The organism is Mycobacterium sp., assembly GCF_035633495.1.
GTDB lineage: Bacteria > Actinomycetota > Actinomycetes > Mycobacteriales > Mycobacteriaceae > Mycobacterium.
Genome location: NZ_DASQEU010000157.1, coordinates 14,366 through 30,119, shown reverse-complemented (window position 1 = coordinate 30,119; position 15,754 = coordinate 14,366). Strand labels below are relative to the sequence as shown.

Here is a 15,754-nt window from a genome sequence, read left to right as displayed (position 1 = left end):
TCGGGCGGACGTCGCACTGGGCCTCCGCCGACGGCAAGAACCCCATGGGCGTTCCCGCGAAGCATCCGTTCATCGAGTACCTTCGGCGCAATTTCTACGTGACCACCAGCGGCAATTTTCGGACGATGGCGATGCGAAACCCATGGAGGAAATGGGAACTGAACGGGTTCTGTTCTCCACCGATCATCCGTCCGAGTCCATGCGGGAGGCCTCGGACTGGTTCGACGCATGCGAGATCGGGGAGAACGACCGCGAATCGATCGGCTACCGCAACGCCCGTCGTCTCTTCAATCTCAGTCCCGGTGCATGACGACGTTGATGACGTTGCCGTCCGGCGCGCGGACGAAGAACCTGCGCACGCCCCACTGCTCCGTGGTCAAGGGATGCACGATCTCGTAACCCAGCTGCTGTGCTTGCGCGTACGCACCGTCGACGTCGTCCACGAGGACCGAGACGACCGGATCTTCGGGTGCGGTCGCATCACCGGTGACGAGTTGGATGTTGGCCCCGGTTTCGGGCGAGGTGTAGCGGGCCACCCAGCCCATGTTGAACTCCTCGGTGCTCAACCCGAGATAGTCCGCGTAGAAGCCCTTCGCGGCCTCGACGTCGGACACTCGAAGATCGGCGATGATGCGTGTCACGCGCATTCCGTCCCCCTGCCCGTCGTGTCTACGGTGCTGCGTTGCCGTCCCGGCGCGGCGCCAAACGCGTTACGTCGAGTCCCCTGGCGACGAGATCGGGCGGGACGGATCGCCGGAGCACCAGCGCAGCAGCCAGCCGGGCGGCCGCGGGCGCCGTCTGGATCCCGTATCCACCCTGACCGGCAAGCCAGAAGAACCCCGCTGCCTGCGGGTCCTCACCCACGACGAAGTTGCGATCGGGAGCGAACGTGCGCAGGCCTGCCCACGACGAACTTACTGTGCGTACGTTCATGTCGGTGGCCGCGTTGATCGACTCGATGGCGCGGGCGATCTCGACCTCGTCGGGTTTGGCATCGCCTGGCGGGCAGGGCGTCTCGTCGGCCGGCGAGCACAAGAACTGCGCCCCTTCGGGGTTGACGTAGAACGACTCGTCGACCTCGCTGCAGTTCGGCAAACCCCTACCTACCTCGCCGAGTGGTGAGGCCACCATGAAGATCGAGCGCCGCAGCGGCGTCAGACCAACGGGGTCGACGCCGGCAGCGGCGGCGACGACGTCGGCCCATGCGCCGGCGGCGTTAACGACGACTGGCGCCCGATGGACGCGGCCGTCGGCGGTGGTCACCGTCCAGCGGTCGGCGCGCCACTCCAGCATCGTCACCTCGGCGTTCCGGAAGATCGCAGCGCCGTTGCTGCGGGCGCCGCGCACGTACCCCTGATGGAGGGCCGCCACGTCGAGGGCCATGGCGCGCGGTTCGTACATTCCCCGCTCTGCCATGTCGGGCTTCAGCAGTGGAAACACCTCGCAACACTGGGATCCGTCGAGCAGTTCGGCGTCCGAGACGAGCGACAGGACGGACTCGTGCATGCGGTCGATGCGGTGTCCGCGGCCCTCGAGCGCGATCTGGAGCAGTGGCCGCGGCGTCACGAGCACCGGTTCGAAGAGTTCCGGTGGCGTCTCGAAGAACGGCCGGCTCGCCGTCGTGAGCGCCCGAACCTGCTCTCCGCCATAAGTTTCGAGGAAGGTTGCCGCCGACCGCCCAGTGGTGTGATAGGCCAGCGTCGACTCCATCTCGAGCAACGAGACACGGGCCGTCGCGGAGAGTTCGTAGGCGATCGATACTCCCGCGATGCCGCCGCCGATCACGATGACGTCCGCGCCGGTCTCCGTCGAGCTCATCGGACCGAAGCTATTGACGTCATGGCCATTCGTCCAGCTTGCCGACGCCTCGAGGCGGCCTCTCCTGCCAGTATCCTGTGAACCATGAGAGAGACGCGATGAGTGCGGGGCTGTTCGGGCTGCTCGACGACGTTGCGGCCCTGGCCCGACTCGCGGCCGCCTCGGTCGACGACATCGGCGCCGCGGCGGGGCGGGCGACCGCAAAGGCGGCCGGCGTCGTCATCGACGACACCGCGGTGACACCTCAGTACGTGCACGGCATCACCGCCGAGCGCGAGCTGCCGATGATCAAGCGGATCGCGATCGGATCGCTACGCAACAAGCTGCTGTTCATCCTGCCTGCCGCCTTGCTTCTGAGTCAGTTCCTGCCGTGGCTGCTGACGCCGATCCTGATGGTCGGCGCGGCATATCTCTGCTTCGAGGGTGCGGAGAAGGTGTGGAGCCGGATTCGCGGCCACGACGCCCATGCCGCGCCCACCTCGGCCGTCGGAGAGGACGCCGAGAAGCAGATGACCTCCGGAGCCATCCGGACGGACTTCATCCTGTCCGCCGAGATCATGGTGATCGCGCTCAACGAGGTGGCCGACCGGGCGTTCGCACCGCGGCTCGTCATCCTCATCGTCGTCGCCCTGGTCATCACGGCCGCGGTGTACGGCGTGGTCGCCCTCATCGTGAAGATGGACGACATCGGTCTGAGCCTCGCGCAGCGCTCCTCGCGTGTCGCCCAGAAGGTCGGGCTCGGATTGGTCGCGGCGATGCCGAAGCTGCTCGCCGCACTCTCGGTCATCGGCACCGTTGCGATGCTGTGGGTCGGCGGCCACATCCTGCTCGTGGGCACCGACACCCTCGGTTGGCACGCGCCCTACGGATTCGTCCATCACCTCGAAGAGGTGGTTCGCCACGCGACCGGGACCGTCGGCGGTGTGCTGGCCTGGCTGGTCAACACGGGGATCTCCGCGGTGATCGGCCTCGTCGTGGGCGCCATCGTGGTGGCGGTCGTGCACGTCCTTCCGTTCGGCAAGAAGGACGCCCACGCTGGTTAGCGGGTTGCGTTGGTCGACTCCGCCGATCGTGGACCTTGGACACGCGAAACCGTTATGCGCTTGGCTGAACTCCCCACTCGCCGCCGATTGGCGGGCTCATGGCCGCGCGACGATCATCATCGCGACGTGCAGCGACGTCCGCGACTCGGCACTGTCGAGGTCCACGCCGAGCAGTCGCTCGATGGCTGCCAGGCGCGGGTACAGGGTCGGGCGCGACATGTGCAATCGCTTGGCGAGCTCGGCCTTGTTGCCGCCCACCTCGAGGAAGCCGGCGAGCAGATCGAACATCTCGTCGCCGTGCTTGGCCCGCCGCTCGAGCAGGCCGCGCAGCTCCGTCTCGGCGAACGCCTGCACGCGCGGGTCCGCGCGAATCAGGGCGACGAGGCCACGCAGCCGCACGTCGGTCGCGCGGAAGAACGGCCGTTCGTCGCCCGGGTTCTCGGCCATCGCCAGCGCGACTTCGGCGACGTGTCCGGACTCCGCGAGCCCGCCCGCCGCGTCGACGAGCCTGCTCGATTCAGGTCCGACGCCGATCACGCACTCCGCGACGCCGTCGACGTGGCTCACCGCACGACGGATCGTCGCGGCCACCTCCACGAGGATGCGCTCGGCATCCGGTCCCGCGCCGAGGGTCATGGCCCTGGGCTGCGGCGCCAACAGCAGGTCGATCTGACCGTCGTCCCGGCTGGCGGTCAGGACGCTGTGTCCCCCGGACCGGATGGCGTGGACGACGGCGTCCAGCGTGCGGCTCCGCCGTTGTTGGATCACCAGCTGATTGGCGTTCACGGTCTCCCGCGGCCGCACCGTCATCGGGACGTACGCCAGTGCGGGCCGCAGACCGAGGGCATGCGCGCGGGCGGTCGCCTCGCTCTCGTCCCGCATGCGGCCGCGCAGCAGGTCGTCGACGAGGCCGCTCTGCGCGCGCAGCTCCAGTGACGTGCGGTCCCGTTCCGCCATCCGGTTCAGCGCAAGTGCCTGTGCCGCACGTTCGAGAGTGGTGACGGTGCGGTCGTCGGCGTCACCGTCCGGGATGCGACCACGCGGTGCCACCAACCGCCCCCACTCGTGCCGGTGAAGGCCGACGGGGCGAGCCACCCAGGTCCCTCGCCCCGTGACCGGGGTCAGCCGGGACCGTCGCTCCCAATCGGTCAGCAGTTCGGTGAGCGGCATTCCGCGGTGCACGAAGGACAGCACCTGGCGGTTGAGGTCTTCGAGGACGACCGGGGTGTCGAGCATGTCGGCCGCCGCGGCGACGATGTCGTCGACCGGGGCACGTCGCATGCTGAGGCTGGTGAACGCCTCGTGCACCCGACGCGCGTAGTCGACCTCCGCGTACTGTTCGGCCACGATCCGTCGGTGCACCTCCTCGGTGACCTCGACGAACCGGACGGGCCGGTGCAATGCGATGACGGGCAGTTCGAGGTGCGCGCCGACGTCCCTGACCGAACGCGGCACCTCGTCGACGTGCAACCCGAGTTCGACGACCACCGCGACGGCGCCGGCTCGGGCGAGCTGCGGTAGATATTCGTCTCGGCGGCCGACGTCGGCCAGGGCCTGGCCGGTAGTCAGGACCATCTCGCCGCCCTCGAGCAGATTCGACAGGTCGGGCAGATCGCTGACGTGGATCCATCGCACCGGTCGGTCCAGCGCCTCTGGGCCGTCTGCCCCGCAGACGACCTCGGGTTCACCGGCCTGCAGTACCGGCAGCGCCAGGATCTCCCGAACGGTCGGCTGCATCGGACACATCGTAAGACAGAAGGGCAAATTGCTTACACACCGTCGGGTCGACCGGGCGGGAACGGCCGCGAGAATCGACGGAGATCAAGAATCCTCGACCACGAGATAGGACCACCGTGACACTCAGCACTCGCGTTCGCACCATCGCGCATTGGGCCGACGGCAAGAAGTTCGCCGGCTCCGGCGACCGCACCGCCCAGGTCACGAACCCTGCGACCGGTCAGGTCACCGGCGAGCTGGCCCTGGCCGACGTGGCCGACGCGCGTGCCGTCATCGACGCCGCAGCGGCGGCCCATCCGGCCTGGCGGGACACCTCGCTGGCCAAGCGCACGCAAATTCTCTTCGCCTTCCGGGAACTGCTCAACGCCCGCAAGGGAGAGCTGGCCGAGATCATCACCAGCGAGCACGGCAAGGTCGTCTCCGACGCGCTCGGCGAGGTCAGCCGCGGTCAGGAAGTCGTCGAGTTCGCTTGTGGCATAGCACATCTGCTCAAGGGCGGGATGACCGAGAACGCGTCGACCAACGTCGACGTCGCATCCATCCGGCAGCCCCTGGGCGTCGTCGGCATCATCAGCCCGTTCAACTTCCCGGCCATGGTCCCGATGTGGTTCTTCCCCATCGCGATCGCCGCAGGCAACACCGTCGTGCTGAAGCCCAGTGAGAAGGACCCGTCGGCCGCGCTGTGGATCGCCGAACTGTGGTCCGAGGCCGGCCTGCCCGCCGGGGTCTTCAACGTGTTGCAGGGTGACAAGGTCGCCGTGGACGAACTCCTGACCAACAAGTCGGTCAAGGCGATCTCCTTCGTCGGCTCCACGCCGATCGCGCAGTACGTCTACGCCACCGGCACGCTGCACGGCAAGCGGGTGCAGGCCCTCGGCGGCGCCAAGAACCACGCGATCGTGCTGCCCGACGCGGACCTCGACCTCGCTGCCGACGCAATGGTCAACGCCGGTTTCGGCTCAGCCGGTGAGCGCTGCATGGCCATCTCCGCCTGCGTCGCGGTCGGTCCGATCGCCGACGACCTGGTCGCCAAGATCGCCGAGCGGACCACGGGCCTGAAGACCGGTGACGGCACCCGCGACTCCGACATGGGGCCGTTGGTCACCCAGGCGCACCGCGACCGGGTGGCCTCTTACGTCGACGCCGGGGAAGCCGACGGCGCCACCATCGTCGTCGACGGGCGCGGGGTTTCCGCAGACGGTGACGCCGACGGCTTCTGGCTGGGACCTACGCTGATCGACAACGTCACGCCCGAGATGAGCATCTACACCGATGAGATCTTCGGCCCGGTGCTGTCGGTCGTCCGGGTCGACTCCTACGACGAGGCGCTCGATCTCATCAACTCGAACCCCTACGGCAACGGCACCGCGATCTTCACCAACGACGGCGGTGCGGCCCGGCGCTTCCAGAACGAGGTCGAGGTCGGCATGGTCGGCATCAACGTGCCCATCCCCGTACCGACCGCCTACTACAGTTTCGGTGGCTGGAAGAGCTCGCTGTTCGGTGACACCCACGCACACGGCACCGAGGGCGTGCACTTCTTCACCCGTGGCAAGGTGGTCACCACACGCTGGCTCGATCCGAGCCACGGTGGGATCAATCTCGGCTTCCCCCAGAACAACTGACAACCGGACGAGGTACACACGATGACCCGAACGACTCCGCAGGTTCTACCCTCCGGTCAGGACCTCGACAGCGCCCTCGCCGAAGGCGCCCACGCCTACGAACTCGACCGCAAGCACGTCTTCCACTCGTGGTCGGCGCAGGCGCAGATCACGCCGATGACCATCGTGGCGTCGGAGGGGTCCTACGTATGGGACGGTGACGGCAACAAGCTGCTCGACTTCTCGTCGCAGTTGGTCTTCACCAACATCGGCCATCAGCACCCGAAAGTCGTTGCCGCCATTGCCGAACAAGCGGCCAAGCTGTGTACGGTCGCACCGCAACACGTCAACGCCGCACGGTCCGAAGCGGCCCGCCTGATCGCCGAGCGCACGCCCGGTGATCTCAATCGGGTGTTCTTCACCAACGGCGGCGCCGACGCCGTCGAGCACGCCGTCCGGATGGCGCGGCTGCACACCGGCCGCTACAAGGTGCTGTCGCGCTACCGCTCGTACCACGGCGGCACCGACACCGCGATCAATCTGACCGGCGACCCCCGCCGCTACCCCAACGACCACGCCAGCAGTGGCGTCGTGCACTTCAACGGTCCGTTCCTGTACCGCTCGTCCTTCCACGCGGAGAACGAGCAGCAGGAATCCGAGCGCGCCCTCGAGTACCTGGAGCGCCTCGTCCAGCACGAGGGCCCGACGTCGTTCGCCGCGATCATCCTCGAGTCCGTGCCCGGCACCGCGGGCATCATGGTGCCACCGCCCGGATACCTGGCCGGTGTGCGCGAGATCTGCGACAAGTACGGCATCATGCTCATCGCCGACGAGGTGATGGCCGGCTTCGGGCGAACCGGAAAGTGGTTCGCCATCCAGCATTTCGACGTCGTCCCAGACCTGATGACCTTCGCCAAGGGCGTTACCTCCGGCTACGTGCCGCTCGGCGGTGTCGCGATCAGCGACGCGATCTACTCGACGTTCGCCGACCGCGCCTACCCGGGCGGGCTGACCTACTCCGGCCATCCGCTGGCGTGTGCCGCCGCCGTCGCGACCATCAACGCCATGGAGGACGAGGGCATGGTGGCCAACGCTGCGCGCATCGGATCCGAGGTTCTCGGCCCCGGCCTTCGGGACCTCGCGGCACGGCACCCATCGGTCGGTGAGGTTCGCGGACTTGGGGTGTTCCAGGCGATCGAATTGGTGGCCAACCCGCAGACCCGTGAACCGCTGGCCCCGTACGGCGGGTCCAGCCCGGCGATGAACGCGGTGATGGCCGCATGCAAGTCGGGCGGACTGCTGCCGTTCGCGAACTTCAACCGGATCCACGCGGTGCCCGCGTGCAACATCACCGATGAACAGGTTGCCGAGGGACTCGAGATCCTCGACGCGGCGCTGACGGTGGCCGACGGCTACGTGGTCTGAGGTAGGTAGGTCGACTGTGTGGCTTGTCGTCGAGGATTCTCGAGATTCTCGACGACAACGCCCACAGTCGGGGCACGGCTCGAAAAAAGTGTGCGAAGTGTGGGGGTCAAAACCTCCTAGCTGGTGAACGCGGCCCAAAGGGGGCGGCGACCACCTCAGGAGATCGACATGACCACCACCCAGACCGCCTCACGTCGCCGCCTCGCCGCAGCAGCCCTGCTCGTCAGCGCCGGCGCCGGGCTGGCGGCGATGGCCGGCCAGGCCACGGCAGGCGCGTCGCCGACGACGGTGCCCGCACCCCCGCCGGCATCGGATCGTTACGTCGCGATCGCATACGGGCCGAGCATCCAGTTCACGGGCGTGTCGATCAACACGACCAAGCAGGCCGCGTCCAACGAGGCGGTCTATCGGTGCAGCTCGAAGGCTCGCGACTGCCAGGTCGTCGTCGTCGCGAAGAACAGCTGCGCTGCGTTGGCGATCGACGGCACACGCTTCTTCGGCGGTATCGGACCCAGCTACGCCGCAGCCAACAGCGACGCCCGGCTCGGGCTCTTCAACTCGGGGACGATCAAGGCGAACCAGTGCGTCGTGCGTTGAGCCGCTAGACGATTCGTCGGGAGGTCGGGGCGGGCTTCGAGTCTTGTCGAATCCCGCCCCGCTCGCCGCGGACCGCGCGTTCCGACCCCGATGATCGACCGCTCAGATTTGGGTATCCGATCTCGATGGCGACGGCTACTGAATACGACCTGATAGTGATCGGCTCCGGCCCCGGTGGTCAGAAGGCGGCCGTGGCCGCGGCCAAACTGGGCAAGACGGTCGCGGTGGTCGAGCACGGTCACATGCTCGGCGGGGTCTGCGTCAACACCGGCACCATTCCGTCGAAGACCCTTCGCGAAGCGGTATTGCATCTGACGGGCATGAACCAATGCGAGCTGTACGGCGCCAGCTACCGCGTCAAGGAGAAGATCACCCCGGCCGATCTGCAGGAACGCACGTCGCACGTCATCAAGCGGGAAGTCGACGTCATACGCGACCAACTGGTGCGCAACCACATCGACCTGTTCACCGGTCACGGAAGCTTCCTCGACGCCAACACCGTCAGGGTCGAAGGGCCCATCGAGGCCGAACATCGCACGCTGACAGGTGAATTCATCGTCATCGCGACGGGCACGACACCTCGTCGGCCGGACGGTGTCGACTTCGATGACGAACGCGTGTTGGACTCCGACGAGATCGTCAACCTGGACTTCATCCCCACGTCGATGGTCGTCGTGGGAGCAGGGGTGATCGGCCCGCGCACGTCGAGCACAACTACGACGCCCTGGTCCACCGAATCGAAATCGAGGGTGAGGCGCCGTTCCTCGTCGGCGGCAAGGCCCTCACGCTCAAGAAGCACTTCATCGAAGACGTCCGTGCGGCCGACCTGCGGGAGCGGATCCGCACCCTGCGCCGGGCGCTTCTGGTGATGCACTCACCGACCGACAACACCGTGGGCATCGCCAACGCGAGTGACATCTTCCGTACCGCCCGGCATCCGCGCAGCTTCGTCTCCCTCGAGGGTGCCGACCACCTGCTCACCGGGAAGAACCAGGCCGCACGGGCGGCCCGCATCGTCAGCGCCTGGGCCGACCCCTATCTCTGATGCGGGGCCGAATATTTGTGGTTCGTATGAACAATGAGCCTTTCGCTCGAAGGCTCATTAGATTTGAATTCGTCACCAGTGAACCGAACTTCTTCATCGGATTCGAATCGCTGGATACAAATCAATCGAATCACTCTGCAAGCTATAGGAGCAACAATGCGAATCCATTTCCTCACACCCATCCTCCTGGCCGCCGCTGCCGCCGGCGCCATTGCTGCGGCGCCGATTGCGGCCGCCGCGATCCCCGTCACCGGAAGCAACGGCGCAGGCGTGGTCACGACCAACGAACGACCCGGACACGTCTCCATCCAGGCAGAACCCCCGACGGTGTCGGAGCCGCGCAGCTACGGCCAGTCCTCGTCGCCGGAGGAGTACTTGGGCGAGTGAGCCATGGCCGATGGCTAGCTGACACACTGAATGGGGGCCACGCCACCCGCGACCGCGGAGACGATGCAAGGCAATCGTCTCCGCGGTTCTCCCATCTGCATTCGAATGGTTTCACAGCGTTGAATTCGTAATATACGAACGCCACCAGTCGCAATTCTATGAGTCATCTATGAAGTCGTGGCGCCGCACGCAGAATCCGGGTAGGTAATGGTTTGCCATTTCCGTCGGGCCCCTGATTCGACGCCTTCGCGCCAGGGTGCCTAGCGTGGGACGGCGTGACACTTCCCGGTGAGCCACGACTGAAAGTCCTCGTTCCCGACGACCTCGGCCTCGAACTGCCGGCGCGCTCGGCCAGTGTCGACCCCGCCTTCTACCGGCCCGGTGAACCGTGGCCGCCCGAGCACGTGGATGCGGCCGTCGTCGTCGTCGGCCGACCTCCGAACCTGGTGGCCCGGCAGGGCTAGCTTGGAATCATGTCGCCCCGTGTCGCAGTCGTCGGTGCCGGCCTCTCCGGGGCGTCGTGTGCGGCTGCGCTGCGCGGACACGGGATCGCGGTCGACGTGATCGAACGGGGCCGTGCTCCCGGCGGGCGAATGGCCTCGCCGGTGCTGCACGGTCGAAGGGTCGACATCGGTGCGGCGTACTTCACGGCCAAGGAACCCGACTTCGTCCCGATCGTCGAGGCGTGGACGGTGCAGGGGTTGGCACGCGACTGGACCGACACCTTCGACGTGTTCTCGGCCGACGGCCACCGCCGAACGTCGGGCCCGATGCGCTATGCCACGCCCGACGGTCTGCGATCGCTCGTCCGGGCGGCCCTGCCCGACGAGATTCGCGCCGACGGCGCCGTCGACGCCCTGGAAGGGTTGGACCACGATGCGGTCGTGTTGGCAATGCCCGATCCGCAGGCCGCCCGGCTCGCCCCCGACGCGGTCGACTGGGTCGACTACGAACCCGTCGTCACCGTCGTGGCGGGGTGGGCGCAACGGTGCTGGCCCATCACGGACGCCGCGTTCGTCAACGACGACGCCGACGTCACCACGGTCGCCGATGACGGATCGCGACGGGGCGACGGCGCGGCCGTGCTCGTTGCCCACACGACGGCGCAGCGAGCCCGGGCCCACCTCGAGACGCCGGACGGGGCGGTGGCACCCGTGCTCGCCGCGCTCCGGCGCGTCCTGGACGTCACCGCGGAGCCGGAGTGGACGCGTGCGCACCGCTGGACGTTCGCGAAACCCGTTGCCAACCATGGTGACGAGCCCTTCGGACTGATCACGAGAGCGGGCCGTCCGCTGGGCCTGTGCGGCGACCCGTGGTGCCCGTCGGGAGCGCCGCGGATCGAGTCGGCGTGGTTGTCGGGGCACCGACTCGGTACTGCGCTCGCCACACGGCTGGGGTGCTGACCTCCAACCACAGGAGTCAGTGGCGCCGTCAGCTCGTATCGGAGGCGGTGTAGATGCGCGCGTCCCAGCCGGCCAGGCGGATGGACGTCGACGCCAGCACGGCCGGCGTGTCAGGCAGGTTTGCGAGCAGGAGGCGGCCCGAGATCCATTCCGCGCCGACGTCCACGGTCCGGGCGTCTCGTCCGCAGTTGGCGATCACGAGGAGTCTGCCGTCCGGGCTGCTTCTGACGTAGGCCCAGATCTGCCGATCGTCGGCCATCAGCGGCGTGACGTCGCCCTCCGTCAGAATGGGTAGGTCATGGCGCAGCCGAATGAGCGCCCGGTAGTGCGCGAACACGGAGTCCTCGTCGCCGGTCTGGGCTTCGGCGTTCAACCGCTCGTAGTTGGGGTTGAGCGGCAGCCATGGTTGGCCGGTGGTGAAGCCGGCGTTCGGCCCGGCGTCCCACTGCATGGGCGTGCGGGCGTTGTCGCGGCTGACCTTGGCTAGGCCGGCCAGTGCCGCACCCACGTCGCCGCCACGCTCGAGCACCTCCTTGACGTAGTTGACGGCCTCGACGTCCCGGTGATCCTGCGGAGATCGGAACGGGTAGTTGGTCATTCCGATCTCTTCGCCCTGGTAGACGTATGGAGTGCCACGCATGCCGTGCAGGACGGTGGCCAGCGCCTTCGCCGAAGCGGCCCAATGGTCCGGGTCGTCGTCGCCGAACCGGGACACCACGCGTGGCTGGTCGTGGTTGTTCCAGTACAGGCTGTTCCAACCGATGTCCGCCAGCGCGGCCTGCCACCGAAACAGCGACGTCTTCAGGGCGAGCAGATCGTGGCCGAGGTAGTCGAACTTGTTGGTCGGGCTCTGATCGAGGCCCACGTGCTCGAACTGGAAGACCATGTTCAGTTCGCCCCGAGCGGGATCGGTGTAGAGCCGGGCGTTTTCGGGCGTCACCCCCGGCATCTCGCCGACGGTGATGAATTCGCCATCGCGGCCGGCGAAGACCTCGCGGGTCATCTCGGCCAGGTACTCGTGCACCTGCGGTCCGTCAGCGAAGCCGTCATAGGCGATGACGAACCGCTGCGCCGGGATCGCCGGTACAGCGGGAAGCCCCTCGGCCTTGGAGATGAAGTTGATGACGTCCATGCGGAACCCGTCGACGCCGCGGTCCAGCCACCACCGCATGATGTCGTGGATCGCGCTGCGTACCTGAGGGTTCCGCCAGTTCAGATCCGGTTGCTTGCGGTCGAAGAGGTGCAGGTAGTACTGGTCGGTGGGGTCGTCCCACTGCCACGCCGTACCCCCGAAGAACGAGCCCCAGTTGTTCGGCACGGCACCGTCGCGGGCGTCGCGCCAGACGTACCAGTCCCGCCTGGGACTGTCTCGTGAGGAGCGCGAATCGACGAACCATGGGTGCTCATCGGAGGTGTGGTTGACCACCAGGTCCATCATCACCTTCATGCCGCGTTCGTGGACCTGCGCCAGCAGTTCGTCGAAGTCCGCCAGCGTGCCGAACATCGGATCGATGTCGCGATAATCGCTGATGTCGTAGCCATTGTCGGCCTGCGGTGAGCGGTAGATCGGTGACAGCCAGATCACGTCGACCCCGAGCACGTGGAGATAGTCGAGCCGCTCGATGATGCCGGCCAGATCACCGAACCCGTCGCCGTTCGAGTCGGCGAAGCTCCGCGGATAGATCTGGTAGACGACGGCGGACTTCCACCAATCAGTTTGCGGCGCATTCATTTCCGGCCAACGATCACGTCACGGTAGACCTTGACGTACTTGTCGATCATGGCGGTGACGGTGAAGCGTTCGGCGGCCAGCTTGGCGATGTTGACCCTGTCGAGCTCGCCGGCCGCAGCGACCGCGGTCACCGCCGAAGCAATGTCATCGACCAGATAGCCGGTGACGCCGTGCTCGATCAACTCGTCCATCGAACCTCGCGCGTTGGCGACGACCGGGGTGCCACAGGCCATCGCCTCGACGACGCTGTAACCGAACGGTTCGTCGAAGTCGATCAGGTGCAGTAGTGCGTGCGCACCTCCCAGTACCTCGGCGCGCTCCGAGGCCTCGACGGCACCGAGATAGCGCACGTGCTGGCCGTCGAGGTGCGGGGCGACCTCCTCGCGAAAGTAACTCTCGTCCTGAATGATTCCGGCGATGTCGAGCCTGCGCCCGCAGCGGCGGGCGACCTCGATCGCGTGGGCGGTGCCCTTGTCGGGGTGGATCCGTCCGAAGAACAGCAGATGCTCGCCGGGACTGGGATGGACCGCGAACTGGTTCATGTCGATGCCGTGGTGGATCGTCGCGGCGTAGTGCAGCCTCGGGTGGCGATCGGCGTCGCTGATCGACACGTAAGCGGAGGTGCCGTCATAGCGCTCGTAGACGGGCACGATCCGCTCGGAGGAGAACCCGTGGATGGTGGTCACCACCGGGGTGGCCACCAGATCGCCGTAAGTGAGAGGCAGGAAGTCGAACCCGTTGTGGATGACGTCGAACTCGTCGGCCCGCTCGAACAACGAGGCGATGTGCAGGCACTCGGCGACCTTGGCGTCGACGGTCAGGTCCTCCGACCATCCTCGCGGCGCGGTCGAGCGCAGCCTCGCCGTGGTGATCGAGTCACCCGTCGCGAACAGCGTCACGTCGTGGCCTGCCGCCACGAGTCCTTCGGTGAGCAGGGACGCGAACTGCTCCCACGGGCCGTAGTGGCGAGGCGGCGTGCGCCACGCGATCGGCGCCAAGACGGCAACTCGGATCGGGCCGTGCTCGGCGACGTCGCGCCCAGGAATGTGGATGTGCTCACCCTAACCCGATCGCCCATCCGCTCGTTTACCGAGACGAGTCGGCATCGAGCAACGGTGGGAGACTTGGCCCGTGACGGGCCCATTCGACAGTGCCACCGAGAGTTCGGCGTTCGACGTCGACGCGATCCGAGGGTATTTCCCCGCGCTCGATGATGGCGCCGCCTTCTTCGACGGGCCCGGCGGCTCGCAGACCCCGACCGTCGTGGCGGACGCCGTTCGCGATGCCATGCTCCGGCCGCTGTCCAATCGCGGACACATGACGACCGCGGCGCGCAACGCCGAGGAGATCGTCGTGCAGTGCCGGCGTTCGCTGGCCGATCTGACCAATGCCGACCCCGACGAGGTGATCTTCGGGCGGAGCATGACCGCCCTGACCTTCGGCCTGGCGCGGACGCTGTCCACGCAATGGGAGCCCGGTGACGAGGTCGTCGTGACCCGGCTCGACCACGATGCCAACGTCCGACCCTGGGTGATCGCCGCCGCCGCCGCGGGCGCGGTCGTGCGGTGGGTGGACTTCGACCCCGCGACCTCCGAACTGTCCGTGAAGAACGTCGAGGCACTGCTGAGCGAACGCACGCGCCTGGTCGCCGTGACCGCTGCGTCGAACCTGATCGGAACGATGCCCGACGTGCGGGCCATCGCCGCCCGCGCGCACGCCGTGGGGGCATTGCTCTACGTCGACGGCGTGCACTACACCGCGCACGGCGTGGTCGACGTCCGCGATCTCGGCGCCGACTTCTTCGCGTGCTCGCCGTACAAGTTCCTGGGTCCGCATTGCGGCGTCGTCGTGGGCAGGGCCGAGATTCTCGCCGACCTGCAGCCCGCGAAGCTGTTGCCCGCCACGGATCGGGTGCCCGAGCGATTCGAACTGGGCACCCTCCCGTACGAACTGATGGCGGGCGCGACCGCCGCGATCGACTTCCTCGCGGGCATGACGAGTGCCACCGGCACCCGCCGTGGCCGGATCGTCGCCGGTATGCGCGCCCTCGAGCAGCACGAGGACGCGCTTCGGCTGCGGATCGAGGCGGGCCTGCGACGGCTACCGGCAGTGAGCATCCACTCCCGGGCGGCACGCCGAACCCCGACATTGCTCCTCACCTTCGCCGACCGGGCCGCCGCGGAAGTCAGCACGGCGCTCGCCCAGCAGGACGTCAACGCACCCGCCGGCTCGTTCTACGCCTACGAGGCCTCGAGACGGCTCGGGCTGGGTGAGGCGGGTGGGCTGCGGGTCGGGCTGGCGCCGTACAACACAACCGACGACGTCGACCGTCTCCTCCACGCACTCGCTGCCGCCTGCCGTGAATCGTGACTACTCTGCGGGGCGTGCTTGAGCCGTTGTGGACCGCTGCCACCCACCATCCGTTTCTCGACGCGGTGCGCGAGGGCACCATCACCGCCACGGCATTCGACCGATGGCTGGCTCAGGACGCGGTGTTCGTCGGCGACCTGCTGACGTTCCAGGCCCGACTGCTGGCGCGCGCACCCCGACCCGCGCACACCGTGCTAGCCGGTGGATGTGTCGCGTTGGTCGCGGAACTGGACTGGTTCGAGGCGCAGGCGGCGCGTCGCGGAATCGACGTGGGGCAACCCGCGCTCCCGGCGACGCTCGCCTACCGGGACCTTCTTCGTCGGCTGGACTCCGCGCCCTACGACGCTGCGATCACGGCGCTGTCGGTGCTCGAGCGGGTGTACCTGCTGGCATGGTCGTCAGCAGCGTCGAGCACCACGCCGTTCGGCGAGTTCGTGGACCACTGGACCGATGCCGGCTTCGCGCAATACGTCGACGCACTGGGCGCGCTCGCGACTCCGGGCGGACGTGACGATCTGGTGGGCGAGGTGCTCACTCTCGAGGTGGCGTTCTGGGACATGGCGCTGACGTGAGAACCGGCAGTCCGTTGGAGG

Annotated in this window: 14 protein-coding genes and 3 pseudogenes; 12 read left to right on the top strand and 5 right to left on the bottom strand. The window is 67.4% G+C overall.

Annotation, left to right across the window (positions count from 1 at the left end; all coding sequences use genetic code 11):
* Positions 1 to 310, top strand: a pseudogene (locus VET27_RS23300) (hypothetical protein); the annotation flags it as partial.
* On the opposite strand, the gene VET27_RS23295 reads toward VET27_RS23300, so the two are convergent.
* Together VET27_RS23295 and VET27_RS23290 are read right to left on the bottom strand one after the other, a co-directional pair.
* Positions 294 to 647 (bottom strand): VOC family protein, encoded by a 354-nt coding sequence (locus tag VET27_RS23295; protein ID WP_526521967.1) that lies wholly within the window; start codon positions 645 to 647, stop codon positions 294 to 296. The pseudogene VET27_RS23300 and the gene VET27_RS23295 sit on opposite strands and share 17 nt — an antisense overlap.
* A 22-nt stretch (positions 648 to 669) precedes the next feature.
* Positions 670 to 1,818, bottom strand: a complete 1,149-nt coding sequence (locus VET27_RS23290; protein ID WP_526521966.1) for an NAD(P)/FAD-dependent oxidoreductase — start codon at positions 1,816 to 1,818, stop codon at positions 670 to 672.
* A gap of 98 nt (positions 1,819 to 1,916) precedes the next feature.
* Here VET27_RS23290 and VET27_RS23285 point away from each other — a divergent pair, with 98 nt between their 5' ends.
* Entirely contained in the window at positions 1,917 to 2,861 is a 945-nt protein-coding gene (locus VET27_RS23285; protein ID WP_526521965.1) for a DUF808 domain-containing protein, read from the top strand.
* Positions 2,862 to 2,957: 96 nt separating this feature from the next.
* Here the strand turns inward: VET27_RS23285 and VET27_RS23280 are convergent, their stop codons facing one another.
* Complete coding sequence (locus VET27_RS23280; RefSeq protein ID WP_526521964.1) at positions 2,958 to 4,598, bottom strand: PucR family transcriptional regulator; 1,641 nt, start codon at positions 4,596 to 4,598, stop codon at positions 2,958 to 2,960.
* A 116-nt stretch (positions 4,599 to 4,714) separates the two neighbouring features.
* Here VET27_RS23280 and VET27_RS23275 point away from each other — a divergent pair, with 116 nt between their 5' ends.
* The 8 genes and pseudogenes from VET27_RS23275 to VET27_RS23240 all read left to right on the top strand — a co-directional run bounded on the left by VET27_RS23275 (position 4,715) and on the right by VET27_RS23240 (position 11,059).
* On the top strand, positions 4,715 to 6,223 hold the full coding sequence (locus VET27_RS23275; RefSeq protein WP_526521963.1) for a CoA-acylating methylmalonate-semialdehyde dehydrogenase: 1,509 nt from the start codon (positions 4,715 to 4,717) through the stop codon (positions 6,221 to 6,223).
* 21 nt (positions 6,224 to 6,244) lie between these two features.
* Complete coding sequence (locus VET27_RS23270) at positions 6,245 to 7,627, top strand: aminotransferase family protein (protein WP_526521962.1); 1,383 nt, start codon at positions 6,245 to 6,247, stop codon at positions 7,625 to 7,627.
* Positions 7,628 to 7,795: 168 nt separating this feature from the next.
* Positions 7,796 to 8,224: a DUF4189 domain-containing protein gene (locus VET27_RS23265; protein WP_526521961.1), complete on the top strand. Its 429-nt coding sequence runs from the start codon at positions 7,796 to 7,798 to the stop codon at positions 8,222 to 8,224.
* A 125-nt stretch (positions 8,225 to 8,349) separates the two neighbouring features.
* Positions 8,350 to 8,919: pseudogene (locus VET27_RS23260) on the top strand (FAD-dependent oxidoreductase); the annotation flags it as partial.
* Positions 8,919 to 9,269: pseudogene (locus VET27_RS23255) on the top strand (alpha/beta hydrolase family protein); the annotation flags it as partial. The pseudogenes VET27_RS23260 and VET27_RS23255, both read left to right, overlap by 1 nt.
* A gap of 156 nt (positions 9,270 to 9,425) precedes the next feature.
* The gene (locus tag VET27_RS23250) at positions 9,426 to 9,656 is read left to right on the top strand and encodes a hypothetical protein (protein WP_526521960.1); all 231 of its coding nucleotides are present in this window, start codon (positions 9,426 to 9,428) and stop codon (positions 9,654 to 9,656) included.
* A gap of 275 nt (positions 9,657 to 9,931) precedes the next feature.
* Positions 9,932 to 10,120 (top strand): hypothetical protein, encoded by a 189-nt coding sequence (locus tag VET27_RS23245; protein WP_526521959.1) that lies wholly within the window; start codon positions 9,932 to 9,934, stop codon positions 10,118 to 10,120.
* Positions 10,121 to 10,129: 9 nt separating this feature from the next.
* Positions 10,130 to 11,059: an NAD(P)/FAD-dependent oxidoreductase gene (locus VET27_RS23240; RefSeq protein WP_526521958.1), complete on the top strand. Its 930-nt coding sequence runs from the start codon at positions 10,130 to 10,132 to the stop codon at positions 11,057 to 11,059.
* A gap of 28 nt (positions 11,060 to 11,087) precedes the next feature.
* Here the strand turns inward: VET27_RS23240 and VET27_RS23235 are convergent, their stop codons facing one another.
* Both VET27_RS23235 and VET27_RS23230 read right to left on the bottom strand, forming a co-directional pair.
* Positions 11,088 to 12,791, bottom strand: coding sequence for an alpha-glucosidase (locus tag VET27_RS23235; protein ID WP_526521957.1), 1,704 nt, complete (start codon positions 12,789 to 12,791; stop codon positions 11,088 to 11,090).
* Positions 12,788 to 13,789, bottom strand: a complete 1,002-nt coding sequence (locus tag VET27_RS23230) for a glycosyltransferase family 4 protein (RefSeq protein WP_526521956.1) — start codon at positions 13,787 to 13,789, stop codon at positions 12,788 to 12,790. The genes VET27_RS23235 and VET27_RS23230 overlap by 4 nt, the downstream gene beginning before the upstream one ends.
* Positions 13,790 to 13,922: 133 nt before the next feature.
* On the opposite strand from VET27_RS23230, the gene VET27_RS23225 reads away from it, so the two are divergent.
* Together VET27_RS23225 and VET27_RS23220 are read left to right on the top strand one after the other, a co-directional pair.
* Positions 13,923 to 15,161, top strand: a complete 1,239-nt coding sequence (locus VET27_RS23225; RefSeq protein WP_526521955.1) for a cysteine desulfurase-like protein — start codon at positions 13,923 to 13,925, stop codon at positions 15,159 to 15,161.
* 14 nt (positions 15,162 to 15,175) lie between these two features.
* Positions 15,176 to 15,733, top strand: a complete 558-nt coding sequence (locus VET27_RS23220) for a TenA family protein (protein ID WP_526521954.1) — start codon at positions 15,176 to 15,178, stop codon at positions 15,731 to 15,733.
* The last annotated feature ends 21 nt before the right edge of the window (positions 15,734 to 15,754 follow it).

Excerpts from the sequence above, each read along its gene's own strand:
- VET27_RS23285 (WP_526521965.1), top strand. The coding sequence starts at position 1,917 with ATGAGTGCGGGGCTGTTCGGGCTGCTCGACGACGTTGCGGCCCTGGCC.
- VET27_RS23280 (WP_526521964.1), bottom strand. The coding sequence starts at position 4,598 with ATGCAGCCGACCGTTCGGGAGATCCTGGCGCTGCCGGTACTGCAGGCC.
- VET27_RS23295 (WP_526521967.1), bottom strand. The coding sequence starts at position 647 with ATGCGCGTGACACGCATCATCGCCGATCTTCGAGTGTCCGACGTCGAG.
- VET27_RS23235 (WP_526521957.1), bottom strand. The coding sequence starts at position 12,791 with ATGAATGCGCCGCAAACTGATTGGTGGAAGTCCGCCGTCGTCTACCAG.
- VET27_RS23290 (WP_526521966.1), bottom strand. The coding sequence starts at position 1,818 with ATGAGCTCGACGGAGACCGGCGCGGACGTCATCGTGATCGGCGGCGGC.
- VET27_RS23265 (WP_526521961.1), top strand. The coding sequence starts at position 7,796 with ATGACCACCACCCAGACCGCCTCACGTCGCCGCCTCGCCGCAGCAGCC.
- VET27_RS23250 (WP_526521960.1), top strand. The coding sequence starts at position 9,426 with ATGCGAATCCATTTCCTCACACCCATCCTCCTGGCCGCCGCTGCCGCC.
- VET27_RS23270 (WP_526521962.1), top strand. The coding sequence starts at position 6,245 with ATGACCCGAACGACTCCGCAGGTTCTACCCTCCGGTCAGGACCTCGAC.
- VET27_RS23240 (WP_526521958.1), top strand. The coding sequence starts at position 10,130 with ATGTCGCCCCGTGTCGCAGTCGTCGGTGCCGGCCTCTCCGGGGCGTCG.